The sequence below is a fragment of the Pontiella sulfatireligans genome (assembly GCF_900890705.1).
GTDB lineage: Bacteria > Verrucomicrobiota > Kiritimatiellia > Kiritimatiellales > Pontiellaceae > Pontiella > Pontiella sulfatireligans.
Window position 1 is genome coordinate 26515 of the sequence record NZ_CAAHFH010000003.1, and the last position, 24941, is coordinate 51455.

The window sequence follows — 24941 nt, forward strand, 5'->3', positions numbered from 1 at the left end:
AACCGTCATTATGCGCAATCCAAATCTATGATTTGCGCACCATCTGATCTATTCTATGCTTTTGATTGTTTCCGGCGATATTCGGTGGCGCTCATTTCCAGCAGTTTTTGAAAGGCAAACTCGAAGCGCTCGGTGTTATTGAACCCGCTCTCTTTAGCGACGCGCGATACGGGCCAGTCGGTGGTCAGCAGGAGTTCTTTCGCATGCTCAACATGGATGCGACGGATTTCCTGATAGATTCCGTGGCCCACCTCGGCCTTAAACTTCATCTCAAGCCAGCGCCGCGAAACGGGCACTACGTCGAGCACGTTGGTGACATCAATAAACTGGTTGGCATGGTTGCGGATAAACCGCAAAGCACGCGCCACCTCGGGATATTGAGAACGCGTCATATCGGTCGAATTGCGGAAAACAATGCGTATGGGCGGAACAAGAACATGCGGTTGCTCCAGTTCTTCCCCGCTCATCAGCTTGTCGAGCATGCCGGCGGCGATAAAGCCCACATCCCGGGCGTTCGGCGCAATGCTCGTCATTGAAGAATAGGCCAGGTTGCAATACATCTCGTCGTTGTCCACGCCAATCAGCGCAACATCTTCGGGCGAGCGCAGCCCGAGCTTGCGGCAGGCCTCCAGCACGGCAAACCCAACGCGATCGCTCGACGCCATGATTCCAACCGGGAGCGTCAGCGCTTCCAAAGCGCCGAGCAGCTCCTCCGGCATCACCAGCTCCTCCGAAACGTGCGTGCCCCTCACATCCCGGGCTTCGTACCGCACCGTCGTACAATCGCTTCCCGCATTTTCCAAGGTCTGGATAAAACCCTCCTGCCGTTCACGCACGTGGCAAAGACCGGTTGGCCCCACAAAGGCAAAGTTGTCGAGCTTGCATTCAATCAGGTGTTCGGCCGCCATGCTGCCGATGGTGTGGTTGTCCACCCGAACCGAAGGAAAATCGTTTGCAAGCGTGTTGCTGGAGGTGTTCACAACAGGAATGGAGAGCAAATTATAAATAGCGACGTCCTCCTCGGTGTAAATTTCGCCGATGACTCCATCGCCGTCCCAATCGGCAAGATCCTCGGGCATCACAAACGGCTGCGATTGCGCATTGCGGTGGATCTCCCAGGCGGAATGCTTACGGTAATAATCAATGATGCCCTTGATCTTACGGCGCCCATGGGCATATTCGTGCGCAACAATGGCCAAGGCCACCTGTTTATATTGCATTGCACTGCTTCTTCGCTTTCTACCCATTTTTTCTTTCTTCATGGACACAACATGCCCTTGTTTTGCGCAAATATCAAGATCGTCTGCGCAAACGTTGTTTATCTCAACCTGACAACATTAACAACCGGCTCCAGTTCTGCGGGCCTGCTCAGTTTAAACCCGTCCTGATTCTGCTTCATGGCTACCGGAGCTTCATTGACCAGCAGACAAGCCGTCGCAAATGATTTTCCAAGGTCAGGGAGAACGAGCCCGTCCTCCGGCCATTCGAGGATATGAAGATAAACCTCATCGCCCTTACATGAAGCTCCGCCCCAGGATCCCGGTTCAAACGGACCGCCTTTTGTGCCGTAGATCGCATCGCTGTTCGCATGGATCCATTGGCCGGCTCCTTCAAACACGGCAACGTGTTCCGGGTCCAGCGATCCATCCCCCTTCGGACCAATGTTGATCATCATATTCCCCCCTCGGCAGATCACGCGCGAAACGGTGCGAATCCAATGATCAGTCCCGCGGCCTTCCTGGATGCCAGGAACATGGCTCCACCATTCATTCAACGCATCGCAACCTTCCCACAGGCGGTCGTTCTGGATCTTGTTTTGATCGAGAAATTTATAAAGCTGCCCAGCTTCGTGCGTATCAAAATCGCCCTGCCAACCAGAGCGCGGATTAATGATCACATCGGGCTGCAACTCGCGCACCATGGCGTTGAGCTTTTCAGGCTCCCAGAACCACTGGCCCTGATCGCCCGGCGTTCCGGGTTCGCGCCCGTGCCAGCCGGTCTTCATGGAAAAGTGCAATCCGCCATGCGCCAGCCATCCGCCGTCGTACCACAGCACGGGAATCTCGCCGTAGTTGCTCATCAGCTCGCGAATCTGGGCATAGCCCTGCTCCTTCATAGCCAAAGCGTTCTTGCGGTACATGTGCGGGAAAAAGTATCCAGGAAAACGCCAGTCCATCGGCGAATAATAGAGCGCCGGACACAATCCTTTTGCACGGAATGCATCGAGATATTCCCGCACAAAGTCCCGATTTGCCCCGGTTTTGATGGATGTAAAATCCGAGGTCAGGCTGTCAAAAAGACAAAATCCATCATGATGGCGAGTCGTAAAATAGCTATAGCGTGCGCCAAGAGTCAGCGCCAGTTCAGCCAGCTCATCGGCCTTGAATTTTTCGCCCGTGAATTCGTCCGCCCGTTTGGCATATTCATCCACATCGATGCCGTCGAGGAACATCGTCCACTCGCCCTCCTGCGTAAGCGAATAGAGCCCCCAGTGAATGTAGAGCCCGATCTTTGCTTCGCGGTACCACTCAAGCTTTTCAGCAGGAAGCAATAGCGGGTCATCCGTCACGACCTCCCCGGCAATCTGCAAATCCATATCAGACATGATTTCCTCCGGGATGGATGGAGCTCAACCTTTTTAACGATGCATGCAGGCGCATCTGAATTATAGTGCTGTAAGTCATATACCACTCTTCCTGATTCAAAAATTATGTGTTTAGAAGGGTAGATAACTAGATTGAGTTTAGTTCATCAATTTTCGTTTTGCGCAATAGATCAGGCTTATTTGCGCAGCAATTTTACCTAATGCTTTGAAGCAGCTTGTGCTGCAAAGCGATCAGCGTCAACCCCCTCCAGAATTTGCCCTCCTCATCTTTGCGATAATCCTGCCCGGATTGGTAAAAACATGCGCATTGACTCGCTGAATAATGATTCGTTCTTCGGTAAAATGCGTACGGAAGACCGCAATATAGGTATCATTCACATTCCCGCTTCCGGTCGGGCGTATACTGGCAGGCTGTCCGGCAACATCAAACCGTTCGGCAATGAAGGTCGGTGTCATATTCGGCGTCCTGTATCGGCGGTTTATTTATTCAGAAATTTCCAAAGGCTGGAGATAGGTTTGTTCTCCGAAGAATTCGTGGTCGAAATAGCGAGCGCCTTCGGAGGAATAGATGGTGGCCAGCCGTACAACGGCAACCGGAAAAAAGCACCTTGCAGCCGCCTCGTTGCCATAGAAAGAACTTAACGATGGAAAGAGAATGGCGTCCCATAGGCAAACCACAAAAACTCACTGTTCGCCACTCTTAACCTCACTTTAACCGCATTGACTTCCCCCGGACATTTAGGCACTCTAGCCTCATGAACAAGGCGCTGTTGAAAATCGAGGAACCAGAGGATTACTTTACAGGCACAGAAAAAAACATTTAGCCGTATCTTAAAAAAAAAGACCGGCCAAACACCACGGACCTATCGAAACCAACGTTAACCCCAAAAACCGTTCGTAAATTGTGCTCTACGATTGCGCATTATCCATATTGTGAATTTCCCTGTGGACGCTAACCTGTTCAACGTTACAAACAGGAGAATCATGAATACGTCAAATCCATTTAAAATTATTCTGCGCTACGGCCTCGATCCCTTTAACGGATTGGAGGAAAACCTTAAGCAGCTTGAAATCTTCATCAAGGAATCAACCATCAATGAAGTAATGTTTTTATTAATGCCCGAAGAACGCAGTTCGGGCCATCCGACGAAAGAGATTTCCCAACCGTGGTGTGATGCCATCAAAAAAGCCCAGGCCATGTTCGCCAAATACGGCGTAGAAACCAGCCTTAATCCATGGACCACCACCTATCATGCCGGTCGCGGCCGCCACCTGCATGCCGACCAGGATTTCCGCCTGATGGTGGGTGAAACCGGAGCGGATAACGGCATGTCCCCCTGCCCGCTTTGTAAAAACTGGCAGGCATATCTCATCGACTACTTTGTGTATCTGACCAAAGAGATCCAACCGGTTGCGCTGTGGGTAGAAGACGACTGGCGCTTGCATAATCACGGTGGTGAAATGGGGTACGGCGGATGCTTCTGCGAATGCTGCCTTGAACGCTTCGCTGAAATGGTGGGCGAAACAAGCGTAACTCGAGAACAGGTTGTGGCAAAAGTCGCCGCTCCCGGCGAACCCCATCCATGGCGCGCCCAGTGGCTGGAACTGGCATGGCAGGCCCTGAGTGAGCCGGCGCAGAAATTGACCGATGCCCTGAAAGCGGAAAAACCGGAAATGCGCATCGGCCTGATGTCCTCCATTCCCGATGTGCAGAGCATTGAAAAACGGGACTGGAACGGACTGATGAATATCTTCACAGATGACGGTGAGAACTATCTGATCCGTCCGCACATGCCGCCCTACACGGAAGAGCCGCCGATCACTACTGCCCCGTGCTATTCCCGCCAGACCATTGCCCTGCTCGACCGCGATGCCGACATCTATCCTGAACTTGAAAACTCACCGCGCTGCGGTCCCTACAGCGGGACGCACAAGTATTCCATCTGGGAAATGACCAATGGTATTCTGTACGGCGCGCGCGGCATCACCATCAACCATTTCGACAACATGGGAATGAACACCTATGCCGACCGCGGTTTTGGAAAGGTGCTGGGCAAAAAACGGAAACAGTTTGATACCCTGATGGGTCTAAAGCTCGATGACCGCAAGGCTCGCGGCGTGAAGGTTTTATTCTCCCCCGACATCGCGCAACATAAATGGGCAGGGGCCTCCGGCGGTGGCGCCAAAATGTATACCGGCGAAGATCTCTCAAAGTTTGAAACCGGCGGAGGTTCGCTGAACGATCTGCAAGCCAATTCCACAGAATGGAGCAAGGTCTTTTATATCCTCGGCATCAGCCATTCCTTCACCCGGGATATTCATGGAGAAAAAGGCGACATCTTTGCCGTATCCGACCAGACCCTGCGCTGCTACTCCGATGATGAAATTAAAATCCTGCTTTCGCAGAATATCATCCTCGACCTGCCGAGTTCCGAAGTACTGGTGCAACGCGGCTTCGGCAGCCTGATCGGTGTAAAGAATATCTCGCGCACCAAACTCGAAGAGTCGGCCTACTCCATGGAAGAAGTCGAAGAAGCATTCTTCGGAAAAATGGAAGGCGATGTGAAACCGCGTATGTGCGCCCAGCGAGTTGCAACCCCGATCGGCGTGCTCAACTATGCTGAAGGCACCGAAACTCTTTCCACCATCAAAGGCGCAGAGTTCGACGCTAAGTTTCCGGGATCCGGAATGTACCGTAATGAACTCGGCGGCACCGTCTACACCACCTGTTACCCGTTGGGCAACGCACAGTTTTATATGGCCTACTTTAACCGGGTCCGCCAGGAATACTGGAGCAAGGTGCTATTCAATATGTCGAAAGGAAACGGCAGCCAGACCATTGCGACCGGACATCCCTTCCACGTGCATGCCCACGACCTCGAAGGCGGCATCTCCATAGCCTGCACCAACGTGATCTATGACACATCCGAAAACGTAAGCCTCCAAGTGAATGCCCATGAGATTGAGGGCAAAAAGTTCCAAACCCTGGAAAATGCGGCGTGGGTCAACATTGATCCGCAAATCGAGATTGAGGGTCATGTGGCGACCCTCTCCTTCGATCTTCAGGTACGAACGCTTGAAACTGCCTTAATTGTAATGCGATAAGCCATAGGTATCCGCTATCCAACTTCCAATCATTGGAACCTGTGGATTACTCCTCAGACGCCGCGTCCGTCTTACCTGTAAAATAATCATTACAGGTCAGGCAGACGCCCTGCCCAGTTGCCGTTTTTTCTGAATTTTCGTCATTAATATGCGCGTAAACGCCCGTTGTTGAAAGGCGCAGGCCGCTCATCAGAGCCATGCGCGAAGGTCCGCAATGCGGGGCGGCCGTATGGGCGTTCATGAAAACAGTACCCCGGCAAGCCAGGCGATCCATATGGGGAATTCTGGCATTCGGATGGCCGTCCATTAACCCAACCCAATCGTTCAGGTCGTCAACGGCAATCATCAATACATTGGGGCGCTCCTGCGCTACGTGCACATGCGTACTACAACAACCAGCATTGCTGCGCAGATCATCCTTTGAAACTTCATTACACCTCGACCTGAGCGACAACAACCATCCTGATGCGGGAATCGGAGACAGGATTCGCCCCCCCTAGATGATTCGACGTCCATCCGCACAACCATAGTCGATGAGATATTCCCGTCCATCTTTAAGCTTCAGCTCCACACCACACGCTGTTCCCGAAGGAGCCCAGTCCAGAACTTCCAGATTTTCAATGGGATTCAGTTCGTCATCTGTCCAGTCGCCGCCGTCGAGGCGATGCAGCAAAACGGTCACAAAAACTTCCATGCCGGAATAATCCTGCTCACGGATGCGTTCGGTATAAAGAACGGTACTTTCATCAGCCTCGGGATTGAGTTTGCTGTGCACCGCCACGTCAATGCGATCCCATCCCAGCACTGGAATCATCGCCAGTTTTCGGCCTTCGGGAATCGAAGCAATCAGCCCGTCGCCAACCTTTTCAACAACCGCCTCTCCATCAAGATGCGGCAACGCAAAATGGCCGAGCTGGAGCTCGTAGCGGTACGGAACCCGCACACGATCCACCCGGATGACCCCTCCAGAGATTGAAATATCGCAAAGATCAATTCGCTCCGGGCCCCGGTTGACGCCGCCCTTATTGGGGTCGCCCAGCCCAACCGGCTGCGTGTTCTGCAAACGATAGAGAATGCCGTCTTCGATCTTGTTAAACGCAATATTGAGCGGTATGCGGAAATCGTGTCCCATATCCTTTTCACGAATGGAATAACTTGCGGCGTTGGCGCCGGCCGGCGTTTCGGGCTCGAGCGGAAAGTCGGGATTAAACTGGAGTTGATTATAGTAGGTCTCGTGCAGCTTCACCTTGCCGGTGCGCAGTTCGGTGGTGCCGGTCTTGCCGTTATTGACAATCTGCATGCCGGGGCCGAACAGCTCGATGGTTTCGGTGCGGTCGCCCAGCTCCGGCCAAAAGCCTTCGTTTTCCTCCGCCGCCCAGAACGGCGAATCCTCCGGAAGCGTCAATGCCACAAAGTTCTTGGCGCACCAGAACGGGCTGGCGGCGCAGCTGTAAAATTGGATCAGCGGCTCGAAGGGACCATAGTAGCCGAGGCACGGCAGCCCGTTGACGTACAGCTCTTCGCGCGACAAAAACTGCATCATATTGCCCGATGCAATACGGCGGGCAAAACCAGGATCCAGCACCGGATCCTTCATCAGAAAATGCGCACCGAACGCCGTGGATGCCGCAAAACGGTAGATGATGCTTCGCCCCCACATCAGCTGCTTGCCGTCGCGGGCAAAGAAGCGTGGCCAGTTTGTCACAAAATCGCGGTTACGCTGCTCAATGATGGCGGCAATTTCCGGCTCATGCTCATAGCCATACCATTTGCACCAAAGCGGTCCATAAAAATGAAAGCCCCACGGGTTGTATAAATCATAATTGGTGTCGTCGATATACCAGCCGTCACCCACATAATTACTCATCAGGTGCTGCAGATGGTCTTTAAGAGCGGCTTCATCAATCGCAAATCCGTTCACCTTCAGGAAGGTCAGCATCAGCACATTAAAAAAGCGCCAGTTATGGCCGATGGTCAGGCTATGGGCATAGTCGGAAATCAGATCGGCAACCTGTTGCCGCTCCTTGGCGGCATAGCGGTCCCAAATTTGCATTTTGGTGTTCATCAGGTTGATCACCAGCGCAGCGCCTTCAACGGTTTGCTGATACTGCATGCGGCCCGTCTCTTTGGTGAAATCGGTAATGCGACCCCAGTAACGCGGCGACTTCGGATCCGTTGCCATCAGAATCTGGTTGGCGTAATAGTCGCGCAGATTCAACCCGTTGCACATGGTCGCCGGATTATCCATCAGCACCGGCCCCGCCGCCATCAGCGTGCGTGCCAGCCCCTCAAATTCCGCCGCTTGGAAACGATGCTTGGGATCGTTCGGTTGTGGATAGCTGATGGCATTCTGCTTCGGCATCAGAATCGGACTATCGATGTCCGCCACATGCTGAAATACGCCTTCGGTCAAAAACCGCGCGGCGTCAATCCAATGCCGGCGTGTCATGCCGGTGAACGGGCTTTTTCCAAGGTCTGGATTTTCCACTGAAAAGGCAAAGGGCTTGCCTTGCATCCAAGTGGACTCGGTTCCGTCCACAGCGCCGGGGTTCTTCAAATCATATGCCATCTCATCTCTCCAATAATAAGCGCAACGGAAGTTGCAACCGAGAGAGAACAGCATCAGGCATTAACGTTCAATCGTAATTTTGCGCAATAGGATCCTTCTATTTGCGCAACGAGTAAAGATGGATGACTATATGGAACAGGGCTCTTCCCCATCATCCACCAATCCAAACTTCCAACCTTAGTATGCCCTTGCGTCATTGTTCTCGCAAAATATTCAGAGCTGATAAAAGCCGTTAAAACAGCAGTAAAAAACTGTTTTTAATAGGTTTTTAGAGGAAAAACAATGGCGCCCTGAACAGGAATCGAACCTGTGACCTACGCATTGGAAGTCCGCCGGTTCTGTGAGCCTAGAGCGGATTAAGAAATGTTGCAGCCGATCCCTTTCGTGTAGGTGAGATCCATGATCTCGCAACCCGTCCGAAATGCCTACCCCTCCATATCTCGCTCTAACCTTTGATGGCCTTGGAAGGCGGAACGCCGCGGTGCTTCTTGTAGACGCGGGAAAAGTAGAGCGGGTCCTCGAAACCGCAGGCCTCCGCAATCCGCGCCATGCGCCAGTCGGGATGGGCCTTCATCAACCGATCGGCAAGATCCAGCCGCTGGGTTATCTGAAAACGTTTAAAGTTCGTTCCCATCATCGCACTAAACAGGTGCGACAGACGCGAAGCGCTCAACCCCACAAACCGCGCGGCCTCGGTCAGGGTCAACAATTCTTCCGGGCGGGCGCGCATTCGCTCGATCAGCGGCCCTAGCAGGTCAAAATCGCGCCGGCCCACGAGCGACTGGCTGGCGATGTGCTGAATCAGCACTTCAAACATGCTGAGCAGATCATCGACCTTTTCGCGGGTAAACACCGGAAGCTTTTTCAAGGCCTGAAGCTCCCGCTGATTACGCCCCGCCTCTGCCGCCCCGGCCAAGCGGAACTGGCCGATCATCGCATAGCCGATCGGCACTTCGGCCGCATAAACCGGAACCACGGCCTCGCATAGCCCGGCGTGGCATTGATAAAAATAAACGCCGCCGTTTTCCTGCGCCACCTCACGTCCGTGCTGATCATCGGCTAGGCATCCGGCGTTGAAGGCCTGCGAGCGGCGGCGCATACTACAGAAGTCACAAATACTGCGGTTCTTTCCAATGCATAACTCCTCCCCATCCATGGAAAAGAAAGCAATGCGCACTTCCGTCAGCGAAGTAAAGTGGTCGAGCAGCTTCAGCATTTCGTCGGTAAAAATATATTCCATCGCTCGTTGCATGGAGTTTATTTACCCTCTTCCAGCAAGTTTGTCCATTTTTATAGCGAGTGCGTCTATGGCTATTTTGCACCGAAATGGCATATTCAGCACTGAGTATTGCGTGCAAATTTTCTGGCACCCTTCCAGGGAGTCAATACGAAATACGCAGTACGTAATAATCGGGGTGTTAACAATTCAGGAGAATGTCATGACAAAACGAGAAGTGGTCACAGCAGTTTTAAACGGCGAAAAGCCTCCGTATGTTCCGTGGTCCTACAAATTTACAGAGGAACCGGAAAAGGTTTTAACTGAATATCTGGGCTGCGAGGATCTGGAAAAAACCCTCGGCAACCACATTGTTCGCGTTGGCAGCGACATTGGTTTCTTTGATGATATCGGCAACGACCGTTTGCGTGACGTGTTCGGCGTCATCTGGGATCGCAGCGTCGATAAGGATATTGGCGTGTGTGAAAACTGCCTGATTCCCGAACCGACGATGAAAGGCTTCGAATTTCCCGATCCGCTCGATAAACGTTTCTTTGAAAACATTGAGCCGAAGTTGGATAAATATTCCGACTGCTTCCGCGTCTTTGAACTCGGTTTCTCGCTCTACGAACGGGCATGGACGCTGCGCGGCATGGAAAACTTCATGATCGACATGATGGAAGAACCGGAGTTTGTGCATGAACTGCTGACCGCCATTGCCGACTACAACCTCGCGCAGGTGGAAGAAGCGCTGAAGTATGATATCGACGCCGTTTATTTCGGCGATGACTGGGGCCAGCAAAGCGGCCTGATTATGGGGCCAACCATGTGGCGGGAATATATCCTTCCCCAGCTCAAGCGCATGTACGGAAAAGTACGTGACGCCGGCAAGTTTGTAATGATCCACTCCTGCGGCGATGTGGATGAACTGTTTGATGATCTCGTTGAAGCCGGACTCAACTGCTTCAACCCCTTCCAGCCGGAAGTGATGGATATTCACTCCATTCTGCCGGCCTACCGCGGGCGCCTCGCCTTCCACGGCGGACTCAGCATGCAGAAGACCCTCCCCTTCGGAACCGTCAAAGATGTGCGCAACGAATCGCGCGACCTGCTCAAGCTCGGCGCCGACGGCGGCTACATCTTCTCGCCGTCGCATTCGGTGGAGAGCGATACCTCCATCGAAAACATGATGGCCTTCATTGAAGAAGCCTATGCACAGGAAAGCTATCAGGCCATGTATCCCGGCGTGGGGCTGAAATTGCCGGCGTAATAATCGCCCTTCGTCCTCCTCCATCGTTCTCGTCCTCGGTCTAAGCACATCGAGAACGAGGAGGACGATCGAGGACGAGGAGTTCCACGAGAAGTTGGGGTTAACAGAATCAGGAGAAGATAATGTTAAACAGGAGACATGCTCATGACCAACCCTCAAGACCTCATCATAGAAGAAAAATGGTTTAAGGCGGATATCGACCGACGGGAGTTTAAGGCTCTCATGCAGAAAGACGACATCCATGGACTCATCAATACAACACTATGGATCGCATCCCTCCTAGGCTTTGGCTATCTGTCCTGGCTGGCGATCCCCCACGGCTTACTCTATTCCATCCCGGCCTTTTTGCTGTATGGAATATTCTATTGTGCCTGCGATGCACGGTGGCACGAGAGCTCGCACCACACCGTGTTCAAAACGCAATGGATGAATGTGGCGTTGAACTTTTTTTCCACGGCCATGCAGCAACGCGACATCATCTTCACCACCTGGTCGCACGCCCGCCACCATTCCTACACAGTGATTACGGAAATCGACCCCGAAATCACCGTAACCCGGCCACCGAAATTCTGGCCGCACTTCCTCGACTTTTTCAGTCTGAAGGAGTGCACCTACTATTTCCCGATCCTCATCCAACATACACTCGGAATTCCCAGCAAATCCGCCAAAGAATTTGTTCCGGAAGAGGAGTTCAAAAAAATGTTCTGGTGGGCGCGTGCTTCATTTGCGCTGAACATGGTTCCCGTTGCTCTGGCGGTGGTTTACCAGACCTGGATTCCCCTGCTCTTCTTCATTGGCCCCAAATTTTACGCCAACTTTGTGCAACGCGCCTTTGTGCTGGCCCAGCATGCCGGCATGGATGAAAATGTTTGGGACCACCGCGCCAACTCGCGCACGATCAAGGTGAATCCACTGTTGGGGTTTCTCTACATGAACATGCAGTATCACATCGAACACCACATGCATCCGCTCATGCCGTTCCACGCCCTGCCTAAATTTCACGAACGCGTAAAAGAACAGATGCCGGCACCGTATAAAGGCATGGGAGCCGTTTATAAAGAAATGCTGCCCGCGCTCAAAGAGCAGGCGAAGGACATCACCTACTACATCAAACGGTTGGTGCAGGGCGTGCTGCCGGAACGCCGGGTTGTAAAACGCAAAGGCGAAAAAACAGAAACGGCTTCAGGCAGCGAAACCTTCATTCCGCAATGTGACACCCCCGAACATGAACTGGCCTGGCATCCGGCCCTGAAAGCCGACGAGCTGGACGTAAACGATTCCATGAATGTGACCATCAACGAATCACACTATGCGATCTATCAGCTGGAAGCCGGCAATTACCGCGCCACGGAAGGCGTCTGCACCCACGAGTTTGCCCTGCTGGCCGACGGCGTACTGCAGGACGGCTGCATCTCCTGTCCGAAGCATAACGCGAAATATGATGTATGCTCGGGCAAAGTTCTGACACGACCAGGCAAACGTGATTTAATAACGTATCCGGTACGACTTGAAAATGGCTCACTCATGATCGGACTGCCCGAACCGCAGACAGCCGATCAATAAACAGGGAAGGCCGGAAAGGCCGGATTTCTCATGATCCAATGCTAGACCGGCTTTTGTTCCGTCGCGGCGCGGATATCCTGCACTTGGAGTTGGAGCGAACTGCTTCCGTTCCAGTTGTTTTCCTTCAACGTAAAAGCGACGTCGAGCAGGCCTTGCGGCAGCTGTTCAAGCGGATAGTTGAACGCGATGGCATCGAACGGCCGCCCGGCGGAAACGAATGAGAGCTTGAGATGAGTCTGCCCCACTATACGCGGCGTTCCGGAGACCTGTACACCGTGCAAAGCCCAGACCGGTTCGGCATTGTTCTGCCCAAAGGGGCGTAGCTGCTTTAAGCTGTTGAGAAAATCCCAATCCAAATCCCCGGCTTCCACTTCGGCATCGATGCGCTGCACCGGAGCAAGATCGACATCCCGAAGCGTGGCGGTCGCCTCTTGATTGAAAGCGGCCTTGAAGGCTTCGAGCGAGCCGGACTTAACCTCCAGACCGGCCGCCATCTTGTGGCCGCCAAACTTATTCAACAGCGACTCGCAGGCTTCCAGCCCGTCGAGCAGGTTGTATTCATCGACGCTGCGACAGGAACCGCGCGCGCTGCCGTCCTCTTCGATGCCCATCACAATGGCCGGGCGGTGGTAGTGCCGCGAAACGCGCGACGCCACAATCCCGACGACACCCGGATGCCACCCCTCGCGCGCGACCACGAGGCCAAAGTTTTTCCCCGGATCGAAGTAGGCGTCGATTTCTGCAAAGGCCTCGTCGGCCATCTCGCGCTCGATGCGCTGGCGCTCGCGGTTGGTGCCGTCGAGCAGCGTGGCGATGTTCCGGGCCTCGTCGGCGCTGTCGGTGACGAGCAACCGCAAGGCCTGCATGGGCTGTCCGATCCGGCCGGCGGCGTTGATGCGCGGCCCGAGCTGGAAGCCGAGATGGAAGGTGTTGGCCTCGCCCTTCACCCCTGCAACCTCTTTGAGCGCCCGCAGGCCCACCCACTTGGAGGCGTTGAGCTGGGCCAGGCCGTGGCGGACAATGATGCGGTTTTCCTCTACTAACGGCACGATATCGGCCACCGTTCCGAGCGCGACAATGTCGAGGTAGTCGCGCAGTTTCAGCCCTGCGGAAGCCTTACTGTGCGCCCGGCCGAACTTGACGAGGGCGTGCGCCAATTTGAACGCGACGCCAACCCCTGAAAGGTTTTTAAGCATGGGGCTCCCGCCCAGCTTGGGATTGATGAGCGCGAAGGCGGGCGCGGTCTGTTCGTCCGGCTCATGATGGTCGGTCACGATAACATCGATGCCCTTCTCTTGGGCATGCGTCACGCTTTCAACCGAGTTGACGCCGCAGTCGACAGAAACCACAAGCGTTGATCCATGTTCCGCAAGGCAGCGGGCGAGCGCATCCTGCGAGAGCCCGTAGCCCTCGTCGAGCCGATCGGGAATGAACGGCTTCACATCAGCGCCGAGCGCCCCGAAGATGCGGGTCAGCAGCGCGGTGGAGGTTACGCCATCCACATCATAGTCCCCAAACACAGTGATGGTTTCGCCGGCATCGATGGCTTTCCAAATCCGGACAACCGCTTTCTCCATGTCCGGCAGTTCAAACGGCTCGGCGAGATCCGCCAGCCGCGGGTTTAAAAAAGAGCTGGCCTCTTCCATCGTTCGGAAACCGCGGGCAACCAGCACGCGGGCAATCGGCTCCGGCAGCCGCGATGCGGCGGCCATGGCCCGGACAGTGTCTTCATCAACGGGGGTGACGGTCTTCCATAGTTTAGGCATTATTTTTTCCAATCGCAGAAACCGAACTATCGACCGGCACGGAAGAAGCGGTAGAGCAGGGATTTAATTAAAATTTTAACATCTTCAAAAAGCGAGCGGATGTGGGCATACCAGAGCGAGTCGGTTAGCCGGTCGCTTTCTTTGCAGTAGTCGGCGTAAGAAAAAACGGCCGGATAATACTGTTTGAGCTGGTGGATGATTTCGTCGTCCTCGGGATGGCGCATCGGCGGCTGCCCGCAAACAAACAAGCGGCCACGCAATGCCAGCAGAAGCCAGGGGAAACGATCGAGCGTGAGCGCACGGAAAAGGCTGTAGGCCACGGAGCGGCGGTTCTTCAGTTTGCGGAACACCGGAAGCGCGGTGTAGCCGGTGCGCGGGTCGTGGAATTTTTCATCAAAATATTTGCCGATGCGGACCGCACGCACCACGGGGTATAAAATGCAGAAGGGAACCAGTTGCGCGAGAGCCACGCCGAACCCAAGGAACCACAGTACAATGTAGCGCACGAGGTCTTCCGTCCGCATATCGGGCCGGTTGCGCGCCACCAGCCAAGAGTCATCGATTTCAATCGAGGTGCCGTCTTCCGGGTTCACCAGCCGGTTGCCGGAAACAATCTTGTTCTTGATTTCCAAATTTTGGCCGATATAGGTGTCTTGCAGAATCAGGCAGTTTTCGAGTTCAGAGCGTGAATCAACGATTACGTGGTCGCCGATCACCGCTTTGGGGCCGATGGTGGTCATGGCGGCAAACCGGCAGTCGTTGCCGACGAGGATGGGCGCGCGCAGCTGCGCCGAGGGCAGCGTGAGCACGTTGTAGCCGATTGAGCTATGGTCCGAATCCAAAAAACCCGCTGTGACGTAGCGGGGGAATTCGCCGGCCACCATCTTCATGTTCAGGTCGAAATAGGCCGCGGTGCTGTCGATGGTGAAGGGATGGATATGGATCTGCTCCAAACCGGTTCTTGAGCCGGGCTCGCCGGCGAGCAGCGCCTTTACCTCGGCCCCGCTTTTTCCGAACAAAAACTGAATCTGTCCGTCATGCTCATGCAGACAAGCGTCCAAGGTTTCAAACCCCGCCGGCGTGAACGCCTTACGGTGGCGGAGAAAGAACGGCGCGCCGATAAACAGCAGGCCCTCATCCCAACGGTCGGCGATCGACTTCAGGTAGTCGAGCGGGTGCTCGCTGGTGCGGGCAAAGCTGTAGCTTATTTTCAGCCCCCAGCGGGCGCCGTCGCGCGCAAAGTCCTCCACCCGCTCCGAGTCTTCGCCAAGAATAACCTGCACCTGCTCGATCCCCTGCTCCGCACACGCCTCGAGCCAATAATCGAGCAGCGGGCGATTGGCCACCGGCAACAGCGGCCAAGGGATATCCCCAAGGCTTTCGGCCCAAGACTGGGCGTCAGCGGTATAGAAAACAGCATTCATGCAACAGGTACAGTTCTCCTATTCGAATGCTTTCAGTGCTTCTTCTACGGTATCGAAAATTTCGAATACCTTGTAGGCCCGGGTGATCTCAAACACCATGCGCGGTTTTTTCTGCAGGCAGGCAATTTTCATGTCGCCGCCTTTTTCGGAAATGCGCTTGAGCATGGCAATCATCGTGCCCAAGCCGGCGCTGTCCATGAAATCCACGTGCTTGAGGTCAATGACATAGTTGAGTACATCGTCTTCAGCTTCCTGCCATTTGGAAAGCTGCTCGCGGAATGAGTCCACCGTGGCCGCGGTCAACGCATGGCTGACCTCCACGATGCCGATTCCCTGCTCCTTTGAACATGTAACAATCATTGCTGGGCTCCTTAATATGCACCGCGCCCGAAGAGCACGACGGGGATGGTTTTAATGATGATGACGAGATCCTTCCAGAAGCTTTGGCTTCGGATATACTGCATATCCAGACTGACCAACCGGTCGAACGGAATTTCGGACCGGCCCTGAATCTGCCATAAGCAGGTGAGGCCCGGCTTGACTTGCAGGCGCTTGCGGTCGGAAAGGGAATATTTCGCCACCTCTTCGGGGAGCGGCGGGCGCGGGCCGACGAGCGCTAGGTCGCCAGCAAGCACATTCAAGAACTGCGGTGTTTCATCGATGCTGAAACGGCGGAGGAAGCGTCCGGACCGCGTGATGCGCGGGTCGTCCTTCATTTTAAAGATGATGCCGTCGTCTGACTCGTTCCGGTGAAGCAGCTCGCTTTTCATCTCCTCGGCGTTGCGGCACATAGTGCGAAACTTTAGCAGGCGGAATTCGTGGCCGTACAGCCCCACCCGTTTTTGCAGGAGCAGGACCGGAAAACCGTCTTCAATCAAAATCAGCACCGCCGACGTAATGTACAACGGCAGCAAGAAGATCAAGGCAAATATGCTGACCGTAACGTCGAACGCGCGCTTAATAACGAACAAGTTGCGCAATCCGGCTTCCCAGAAGGCCAGGCGCCAGCGCTGTTTCCACTTAAGGTAGCGCATTTCGGCCTTGGTCACGGGTACATCCATCCGGTCAAAGAGCTCGCGCCGAGCGAGATAGATCGACTCCTTCATTTCATTCCCCCTCCGAGTCGATGATGGTGCAGTAGGTCAGGTTTTCCGTATTCACCCGGTAGCGCTCGATGCGGTCGACCAGCGAATGGGTGATGGCCAATCCGCGTCCACGGTCGCCCATGTAGGCTTCATCGATTTCCCTGTTCAGCGCGGTTTCGAGATTCCACTCTTCGCCTTCATCGCGCAACACGAGCTGGCAGACCTTGCCATCAACACGGATCTGCAGCCAGAAAGAGTCTTCCTCGCCCAGCCCGCTATGGTCGACCAGGTTTGCGCCAAGCTCCATGACCAGCAGACGGAGCATGGCCGCGGTGTCTGCGGAGATCCCTTTCGAAATCACAGCCGCCTCACTTTGCTTGGCGATGTCCGAAACCAAATAGATGTTCCGTGGCACCTTTTGCTCGACCACCACCTTCAGCGGATCGAGCATGTGAATAGAAATTGCCGTACAGTCGTCCTGGTCAAGTTGGTAGCCGCTGGCCTCAATCGCATTAAGCACCTCGGCGGCCTTGTCGGACACCACTGGATCTTTTGCCATTTTACGGTAAACATCGGTAATCTTATCGCCGCATTCCTCGCCAGAGAGAACATGCCGCGCTTCGGTGAGGCCGTCAGTATAGAGTAGCAGGAACGAATCGCCCTCGTCCGCAAAACACACCTCGTCCGAGACGGAATAGGGCTTTTCGTCGCCAAACGGGAACCCAATGGGCGCGCCGCCGCCTTTGTTCAAAAGTCCTGATTCCATATGGCCGTTGCCACGGATCAGCAACGGGTTCGGATGGCCGCAGTTCATGCAGCGCCATTCCATTTTTTCGGGATCGTGCAGCGCCATGAACAGCGTGGCGAAATAGGCAGGATTGTCGATGCGCCGGCGGATCACCACATTGAGCGCATTGCAAATAGCGGCTGGCCCCTGCTCTGCATAGCGGCGGATCATCTCGCTAGCAGTTGCCTTGAGCAATGCAGAAATCATAGCCGGAGCCACGCCGTGCCCGGAAACGTCGGCCACATAGACGCAGTGCTTGCCGTCCGGCAACGTAACAATGTCGAAAGCGTCGCCTCCAACATCCATGCACGTGCGGTAGGCAATGCGCGCCTCGAACCGCCGTGAAAAATGGGGCACTACCGAAAACATTGACCGCTGAATGGCGCCGGCAAGTTCTAGATCGCGCGATACGCGCTTATTCCAAATGGCCAGAGCGTCATTGCTCTTTTTCAGCGCCAGCGCATTGCCGACGCGCAGCACCAGCTCGCGGGGATTGAACGGCTTGCGGATATAGTCCATTGCGCCTTGTTCAAAGCCAGTTTCAATATCTTCAATCTTTGATTTGGCCGTAACCATGATAACCGGGATATCCGCGGCGCGCGGCTCGTCGCGAAGCATGCCGCACAACTGAAAGCCGTCTATTTCCGGCATGATGACATCGACCAGAATCAGGTCGGGCTGGTACTTCATGGCGAGATCAAGCGCCTCCATCGCACTGGACGCGTCGAACACCTCACACGTGCGCGCTTCGAGGAGCTTGCGCAAATAGAGGCGGTTGGGCAATTCATCGTCCACCACCAGCACGCGCCCGGACAGGTTGCACATCAAGCGTGATGTGGTTTTCTCCTTATCGGCATCCTGTAAGGTTTCGCCCATTCAAGCTCCTATTGCAAAACCTGCATCCACTCGGCCAAGGCAGTCACCAGAGACACAGCATCCTCAAGCCGATCTTCCTTTGCCATGTTTTCAATCTCGAGCCCCAGCACTGAAATTTCCGGCAGGCCGATCGTCCCGCCCATCCCCTTGATGGAATGCGCCGCCATGCGGATAATCTCCCCATCGCGTTTCGCCAAACCGTCTTGCAGTTCGGCGGTCAAGCGGATCAGTTCGTCCGTAAACACTTCGATCAACTCATCGTCGATCTCGTCGGTGTCCACCATGAACTGCCCGCTCCGAGCCTGCAGATCGGGGATCAATTCCGCAATCCATTCCATATTTCCAAAAACATCCGCCATAACAACCTCCGAACAATATAATGTTTTAAAACCTAAAGGATCATAGCACTGTCGATGCAGGAGGCAAATCCACAATAGGTCATTTTAAGAGGCTGGCACATTAAAGCATTTGCGGGCCATGGGAGCGCTTTCCACCGCCGCCTCAATCCCTATTGCTGCTTGCCCGACCCGTCCGAAAAATGCCTTGCCCACGGCCTTGAGGCAACGCTCATAGATCGCGCCGTACTCATCGTGGTGCGTTTCCATATTGGTAACCAAATCAAACGAAACCTTGAACGGAGGAGCAACGCCCTCCGCCCGCAAATCGTGCACATCCACCAGCCCGTCCTCTTCTTGGATAAACAAGTGCAGCATATCATTCAGCTCATCAAACAAGGGGTGCGAGCGGTCGACCGGATCCAGATGGGCCACGGCGCGCCAGCCCAGTCTTTTCTCGACGGCGTGCTCCGCCTCTTCGGAAACGGCATGCGCATCCACCAAGCTCATCTTGGCATCCACTTCAATGTGGAAGGAAACCATCTTCACGTCGCCGTATTGATGCACCATGATTTCATGCGAGCCCATCACGCCTGCGACGGATGCCACCGCGCGACAGATGTCCCGCACCTCGCTGGGATCAGGCCGCTTGCCCAACAGAATATCAATGGCTTCTCGGGCGTAGGTCAGGCCTGTGTAGAGAATAAAGGCCGCCACGGCGAGCGCCGTCCATCCGTCAACAGCGCCCCAGCCCATCCTTGAACTGACCAACGCCACGACCACCATCAGCGTGCAGATAATATCGAATGTATGGTTCCACGCATCGGCTTCAAGCACCTGGGATTTTGACAGCTTTGCTAAGCGGCGCGCAAACACCGCCATCCAGGTCTTTACGGCCACAGTGACGCCCACTGCAACCAGCAGCCACGCCGGCGCCTCGACCGGCTTCGGAGCAATCAAACGGCCGAGGCCCGACTTGGCCACCTCGGCGCCCACGATGATCAGCGCAACGGCCAGAATCAGCGTGGCCACAGCTTCGATGCGGCCATGCCCGAACGGGTGCTCCTCGTCACGCGGCTTGCGCGACCATTGAAAACCCAGCGCAATCACAAGGCTGCTGCCCATGTCTGTCAGGTTGTTGGTGGCATCGGCAATCATCGATACGCTGCCCGAAACCAGCCCAAGCCAACCCTTGGCCAACGCTAGCAACGCGCTCAAGACCGTGCTCGTCCAACCGGCCAGCATACCCAGCCGCGTACGGTTTTCGTGGCCGTCGGGCGGCGTTTCAGGATCCAGCACCTTGCGCAGCAGGAAGCTCATTGCAGGGCAAGGCATGGTGCACAGCTTCTCGTTGCCGGCTCTGTTTTTTTCGTTTGTTTGCAATTCGCTATTCCATTTCGTTCAAACGGCTTTTGATGAGTGACGAGTGAAACGTGATTCAAACATCACGCCTCACTCATCACGTTTCACGCATCAGCAACAAATAAAACGGGCGCCCCGAAATCTCAAGACGCCCGAAACCATAGCCTTCCAAGAAGTGGAAGTCTACTTCACCTTTTCTTCCTTGTGCCACAGCAGGACGACCGGCGTAGCCACAAAGACGGAGGAGTAGGTGCCGACCAGGATGCCGATGCAGAGCGCCAGCGCAAAGTCGTAGACCGCGCCTCCGCCGAAGACCAGCAACATGATGACCGTGAGCAGCGTGGTGAACGAAGTCAGCACGGTACGGCTGAGGGTCTGGTTGATGGACAGGTTGGCGATGTCCTGATAGGACTTCCCCTTGACCATCTTGAGATCCTCGCGAATACGGTCGAACACCACGATCGTATCGTTCACGGAGTAGCCGACGATGGTCAGCAGCGCTGCAATGATCGGCATGCTCAGCTCGTTGCCGAGCGCGCAATAGATGCCGATCGTGATCAATACGTCATGCGCCAGCGCGGTAATCGCGCCCATGGCGAAGGCGAACTCGAAGCGGATCGAAATGTAGATGATGATTCCGATCAGCGCGAAGATGATGGCGTTGATGCCCTTCTTCTTCAGCTCGGCGCCGATCTGCGAGCCCACGCTGTCGTTCTTAACATCCTTGTAGCTGCCCGGCAGGCTCTTTACGGCCACGAGGGCCGGCTCGGCTTCTTCGCCGGAAGCGCCGACTTTGACTTCAAGGAATTCCTGTCCGTCCATCGAGGCCTGATAGGCCACATTGGCGGAACCAAACCCGGCTTCGCCCAATGCGGAGCGAACCACTTCGATGTCCTGCTTGTCGTCAAATTCGAAGGTGATGACCGATCCACCGGTAAAGTCCACGCCGAAGTTGTCATCGCCTTTAGAGAGGAACAGCCCCCATGTAGCCAAAATGACCGTCAAGGAAACGATCCCGGCAATTTTGCGGCCGCCGAGGAAATTAAACTTGGCGTTCTGCAGAAACGGAATCGACATCATTTTAACCGTCTTCAGCATCTTGGAATCAGCCAAGGTGTTGAAGAACAAGCGGGTTATAACGAGTACAATGAACATGCTCACCAGAATACCGGCACTCAACGTGACCGCGAAACCGCGGATCGGGCCGGAGCCCTGCCAAAAGAGAATGACCGCCGTCAACAAGGTGGTGACGTTAGCGTCAAGAATGGTGCTGAATGCTTTGTTGTAGCCCGCGTTAATCGCGCCCGAAATCGACTTTCCGACTTTCCACTCTTCACGCATGCGCTCAAAGATAAGCACGTTGGCGTCCACCGCCATGCCGACCGTCAGCACGATACCGGCAATGCCGTAGAGCGTAAGCGTCGGCAGGCTGACCGCGCCGCCGTCGAGCGAGCCGGAAATCACGCCGAGGAAGCCCGCAGTAACCACCATCCCGCAGGGCAGCAGCAGCAATACAAACAACAGCGAAAGGTTGGCAATGAGGCCGGGAACCATGTAGTAGAGGCCCATAAAGACCAGCACGGAAACACCGCCGTAGATGATCGCCTGAACGCCGCTGTTGATGGAGTCCTGCCCAAGCGTCGGGGCCACGGTGCGCTCTTCAACAATCTTAACACGACCGGGCAATGCGCCGGCGCGCAGCACGTTGACCAAGCGACGTGCTTCGGGAACCGTAAAGCTTCCGGAAATCTCGGCACGGCCGCTATAGATGGCCTCGTTGATGCGCGGAGCAGAATAGAGCTTGTCGTCGAGGATAATAGCCATGCGGCGATAAGTGCCGTCTTCCGAAGGGCTGTTCACTTCCGTAACGCGCCCAAAGGCTTTCTTACCTTCGCTATCGAACTCGAGCGAAATACTCGGAAGACCGGTCATTTGGTCGTAGGAAACGAAGGCGTCCTTGATGGTGTCGCCACCAAGCTGCGAGCGGCGCTCGACGAATTCCATGCGGTAGACCGTTGATCCGTCGCGCAGCTTTTCTTCGCGCAGCATGAAGTCGGCCGTCTTGCCGCCGAAGCGCTTGAGCTTTTCGAAGAAAGTACGGTCAAGCTGGCTGTCATCCATGGCTGAACGGTCGCGGATCAAAAACGCGCCGCCACCATCTCGGCCACCAAGGGTGTAGCCCGCAGGAATGCGGCTGGAGTTGATGAGTTCGGACACCCATGCATCGCTTTCGAGATGCACCATCTTGAAGTTCAGTACGGCGTCGCGCGAAATCTGCGCCTTGGCTTCGGCGCGTGTTTCAGCGTCGGCGCCCGGCAGGCGGATCACAATGCGGTTTTCGCCTTCCGGATAAATTTCCGGTTCGGAGGTGCCCAGCACGTCAATGCGGTTGCGGATGATTTCCACCGCAATGTCGCGCACTTTCTTGATTTCGTCTTTCAGCGCGGACTCACTAACGGCTTCGAACGATTCGGCCTCGCCTCGTTCAACCAGCTTTTTAGCGACGTCTTCAGCATCGACTTCAACTACGAAACTCGATCCACCCTTAAGGTCGAGACCCAGCTTAACCTTTTGGCTCAGCGGGGTGACGAGTGCGAAGGACCAGATTACCAACAGGCCGAGAAGCAGCCATTTCCAAAGTTTATTTTTATCCATTGCGACGAGCCTTTCTACTTGGACGGTTCAATTTCTGCGGGGGTTTCCCCTTTTTCCAACACTTGCGAGATCGCGGACTTGACGACTTCGATCTTGGTGTTTTCAGCGATGCGGACCACCAGCACGCCATCCTTGACGTTGGTGATTTGGCCAATGATTCCGCTTGTGAGCAACACGCGGGTTCCGGTCTTAACGTTCGAAATCATTTCCTTGCGCTCTTTTTCGCGGCGCTTCTGAGGACGGATCATCATGAAATACATGATGGCAAACAGGATCACCATCATGATCGGAAACTGCAGCGGCGAGCCCGATGAGGCGGCGGCCGGAGCGGCTTCGGCGATGGTCAGGGGTAATAAGTACATTTAGTTGTTCTCCTTTACGTTTAACGCATGTTCTTCAAGCACTACGCGATAGCCGGCGTGGAATTCCGTTCGGAATTCGTTGAACCGCCCATTCTCTATCGCCTTCCTCATATCTCTCAAAAACTCCAGATAGCAATGCAGATTGTGCATCGTCACCAGCCGCAGCCCGAGAATTTCGCCCACATTGAGCAGGTGACGCACATACGCCCGCGTAAAGTTCCGGCACGCGTAGCAAGTGCATCCCTCCTCCAAGGGACGGCTATCCTCCTTATAGAGGGCCGTTTTCACAGGGTAGCGACCGCGACGCGTCGAAACCGTTCCGTTGCGCGCCTGGCGCGTGGGCATCACGCAGTCGAACATATCGACTCCGCGGGCCACCGACTCCACCATCTGGGCCATTTCTCCCACGCCCATCAAATAGCGAGGCTTCTCCACGGGCAGATGGTCGACCGTGTCGTCCACCCCCCGCAGGATCAGCTCATCGGGTTCCCCCACACTTACGCCGCCAATGGCATAACCGTCGAAATCCATCTCGACGAGCCCTTTGGCGCACTCTTCACGCAACTCGGAAAAAACACCGCCCTGGGCAATGCCAAAAACCAACTGGCTGTCCGCCCGGGGCGCTTCCCTGCAAATAGTCGCCCAATCTAGGGTTCTGCGTACGGCTTTGCAAGCGTAATCCTGCTCGCACGGATATGGCGGACATTCGTCGAAAACCATCGCAATATCCGAGCCGAGCTTGCGCTGGATCTCCATCGATTCCCGCGGGCCGATGAAATGCTTCCGTCCGTCGGAATGCGACTGGAACGAGACGCCTTCATCGGTGATTTTGTTCATGTTGCCGAGACTGAACACCTGGTAGCCGCCGCTGTCCGTCAAAATCGCGCGGTTCCAGCCCATGAACTGGTGCAAGCCACCCATGCGCTCGACCAGATCCGGGCCGGGGCGGTCGTTGAGGTGATAGGTGTTGCCCAACAAAATCTCGCAATCAAGATCGTGCATTTCCTGCGGCGACATGCCTTTGACCGAAGCCTGCGTGCCGACCGGCATAAACACCGGCGTTTCAATCGAGCCATGCGCCGTATGATAGCGCCCCCGCCGCGCCTTGCACGATGGATCCGTCCCCAGCAGTTCAAATTTTCCAAGCATAGAATAGAGTTTTAAGTGTTAGGTTTTAAGTGGTTAAGCGCAGTCGCATCACAGGTGTTCCCTAGTGCCTCATGCCAATTGCCTGATGCCTACTTAACATCTTCATAAAATTTCGCAAACGTGGTCTGCATGTAGGGAAAGAGCCAGAGGAAGCCGATGCCGCCAGTGAAAAACGCGGCCAGCAACGCCCAACCGAAAAAGCGCCAATGCAGACAGAAAAACTTCCATTTGTTCCCCGCCATCATTTCCTTGCTGCGTCCAAGCGCCTTGAGCGCACCGCAGTCCCGGTCGTCGGCAATAATAAAAAAGACCATTGCATAGCTGAACGCGGCAATAATGCCGGGAACGATAAACAGCAACGTCCAAAGGAAAATAAACAGCGAATAGAAAAAATAGGCCGCAAACGACGTCCAAAAACGCTGAAACCCGACGAACAACAGATCCAGCCGCGCCGCGCCTTCTTGTGCAATACCGAGGAAAAAGGCCATTAAGCCAACCAGGAACGCCCCGGAAACCAGCAGCTCCGCAAACTGTGCCACAAGTTGCATAAGATTCACCGCCGCCACCGTGTTGCCATCTCCCAGCGCACTCACAACGCTCACAAAAAACACAGACGAAAACACAAATGCCGAAAAGCTCATTACGAGAATAAAATAGAGCACGTAGCCCAGCACCCCCATGCCCCAGTTGCCCGAAAGCGACATGCGTGCCGCTGCCATCAGTTCCGGGTTCGACGAACCGCCGACTCCGTCGCTCAAGCCCGGCGTTTTCAGCGAGCCACCCTCGCCCATCATATCGGTCAAACTGCCCAT

At 54.9% G+C, this 24941-nt stretch carries 20 protein-coding genes; 4 read left to right on the forward strand and 16 right to left on the reverse strand.

Annotated elements, in window-relative coordinates:
- Window positions 1-53: 53 nt before the first annotated feature.
- A complete protein-coding gene (locus SCARR_RS24550; protein WP_168433601.1) occupies window positions 54-1220 on the reverse strand; it encodes an AraC family transcriptional regulator in 1167 nt (388 codons plus the stop codon).
- 98 nt (window positions 1221-1318) lie between these two features.
- Window positions 1319-2605: an alpha-L-fucosidase gene (locus SCARR_RS24555; RefSeq protein ID WP_136064816.1), complete on the reverse strand. Its 1287-nt coding sequence runs from the start codon at window positions 2603-2605 to the stop codon at window positions 1319-1321.
- Between the two features lie 300 nt (window positions 2606-2905).
- On the opposite strand from SCARR_RS24555, the gene SCARR_RS24560 reads away from it, so the two are divergent.
- Together SCARR_RS24560 and SCARR_RS24565 are read left to right on the forward strand one after the other, a co-directional pair.
- Window positions 2906-3247 carry a hypothetical protein gene (locus SCARR_RS24560; protein WP_136064818.1) on the forward strand — a complete coding sequence of 114 codons (342 nt, stop codon included), beginning with the start codon at window positions 2906-2908 and terminating at the stop codon, window positions 3245-3247.
- A 342-nt stretch (window positions 3248-3589) separates the two neighbouring features.
- On the forward strand, window positions 3590-5710 hold the full coding sequence (locus SCARR_RS24565; RefSeq protein ID WP_136064820.1) for a hypothetical protein: 2121 nt from the start codon (window positions 3590-3592) through the stop codon (window positions 5708-5710).
- Window positions 5711-5756: 46 nt separating this feature from the next.
- Here the strand turns inward: SCARR_RS24565 and SCARR_RS24570 are convergent, their stop codons facing one another.
- From SCARR_RS24570 to SCARR_RS24580, 3 genes are all read right to left on the reverse strand, one after another.
- Window positions 5757-6056 (reverse strand): sulfatase-like hydrolase/transferase, encoded by a 300-nt coding sequence (locus tag SCARR_RS24570; RefSeq protein ID WP_136065753.1) that lies wholly within the window; start codon window positions 6054-6056, stop codon window positions 5757-5759.
- Between the two features lie 150 nt (window positions 6057-6206).
- Window positions 6207-8279 (reverse strand): DUF2264 domain-containing protein, encoded by a 2073-nt coding sequence (locus SCARR_RS24575; RefSeq protein ID WP_168433602.1) that lies wholly within the window; start codon window positions 8277-8279, stop codon window positions 6207-6209.
- 445 nt (window positions 8280-8724) lie between these two features.
- Window positions 8725-9531, reverse strand: a complete 807-nt coding sequence (locus SCARR_RS24580) for a PocR ligand-binding domain-containing protein (protein ID WP_136064824.1) — start codon at window positions 9529-9531, stop codon at window positions 8725-8727.
- 187 nt (window positions 9532-9718) lie between these two features.
- On the opposite strand from SCARR_RS24580, the gene SCARR_RS24585 reads away from it, so the two are divergent.
- On the forward strand, window positions 9719-10765 hold the full coding sequence (locus SCARR_RS24585) for a uroporphyrinogen decarboxylase family protein (RefSeq protein ID WP_136064826.1): 1047 nt from the start codon (window positions 9719-9721) through the stop codon (window positions 10763-10765).
- 144 nt (window positions 10766-10909) lie between these two features.
- Window positions 10910-12328, forward strand: coding sequence for a fatty acid desaturase (locus SCARR_RS24590; RefSeq protein WP_168433603.1), 1419 nt, complete (start codon window positions 10910-10912; stop codon window positions 12326-12328).
- 41 nt (window positions 12329-12369) lie between these two features.
- Here SCARR_RS24590 and recJ read toward each other — a convergent pair whose 3' ends face one another.
- From recJ to SCARR_RS24645, 11 genes are all read right to left on the reverse strand, one after another.
- Complete coding sequence (gene recJ, locus SCARR_RS24595) at window positions 12370-14094, reverse strand: single-stranded-DNA-specific exonuclease RecJ (RefSeq protein ID WP_136064830.1); 1725 nt, start codon at window positions 14092-14094, stop codon at window positions 12370-12372.
- Window positions 14095-14120: 26 nt separating this feature from the next.
- Window positions 14121-15518: a sugar phosphate nucleotidyltransferase gene (locus SCARR_RS24600; protein ID WP_136064832.1), complete on the reverse strand. Its 1398-nt coding sequence runs from the start codon at window positions 15516-15518 to the stop codon at window positions 14121-14123.
- 18 nt (window positions 15519-15536) lie between these two features.
- A complete protein-coding gene (locus SCARR_RS24605) occupies window positions 15537-15878 on the reverse strand; it encodes an STAS domain-containing protein (protein WP_136064835.1) in 342 nt (113 codons plus the stop codon).
- 11 nt (window positions 15879-15889) lie between these two features.
- Window positions 15890-16624 carry a sugar transferase gene (locus SCARR_RS24610; protein ID WP_136064837.1) on the reverse strand — a complete coding sequence of 245 codons (735 nt, stop codon included), beginning with the start codon at window positions 16622-16624 and terminating at the stop codon, window positions 15890-15892.
- Between the two features lies 1 nt (window position 16625).
- The gene (locus SCARR_RS24615) at window positions 16626-18266 is read right to left on the reverse strand and encodes an ATP-binding SpoIIE family protein phosphatase (RefSeq protein ID WP_136064838.1); all 1641 of its coding nucleotides are present in this window, start codon (window positions 18264-18266) and stop codon (window positions 16626-16628) included.
- Between the two features lie 8 nt (window positions 18267-18274).
- Window positions 18275-18625, reverse strand: a complete 351-nt coding sequence (locus tag SCARR_RS24620; RefSeq protein WP_136064840.1) for an Hpt domain-containing protein — start codon at window positions 18623-18625, stop codon at window positions 18275-18277.
- A gap of 84 nt (window positions 18626-18709) precedes the next feature.
- Window positions 18710-19984: a cation diffusion facilitator family transporter gene (locus SCARR_RS24625; protein ID WP_136064842.1), complete on the reverse strand. Its 1275-nt coding sequence runs from the start codon at window positions 19982-19984 to the stop codon at window positions 18710-18712.
- 162 nt (window positions 19985-20146) lie between these two features.
- The gene (gene secD, locus SCARR_RS24630) at window positions 20147-22618 is read right to left on the reverse strand and encodes a protein translocase subunit SecD (RefSeq protein ID WP_136064844.1); all 2472 of its coding nucleotides are present in this window, start codon (window positions 22616-22618) and stop codon (window positions 20147-20149) included.
- A gap of 14 nt (window positions 22619-22632) precedes the next feature.
- On the reverse strand, window positions 22633-22980 hold the full coding sequence (gene yajC / locus SCARR_RS24635; protein WP_136064847.1) for a preprotein translocase subunit YajC: 348 nt from the start codon (window positions 22978-22980) through the stop codon (window positions 22633-22635).
- Complete coding sequence (gene tgt, locus SCARR_RS24640) at window positions 22981-24129, reverse strand: tRNA guanosine(34) transglycosylase Tgt (RefSeq protein WP_136064849.1); 1149 nt, start codon at window positions 24127-24129, stop codon at window positions 22981-22983.
- Window positions 24130-24218: 89 nt separating this feature from the next.
- Window positions 24219-24941 carry a DUF975 family protein gene (locus SCARR_RS24645; protein WP_168433604.1) on the reverse strand — a complete coding sequence of 241 codons (723 nt, stop codon included), beginning with the start codon at window positions 24939-24941 and terminating at the stop codon, window positions 24219-24221.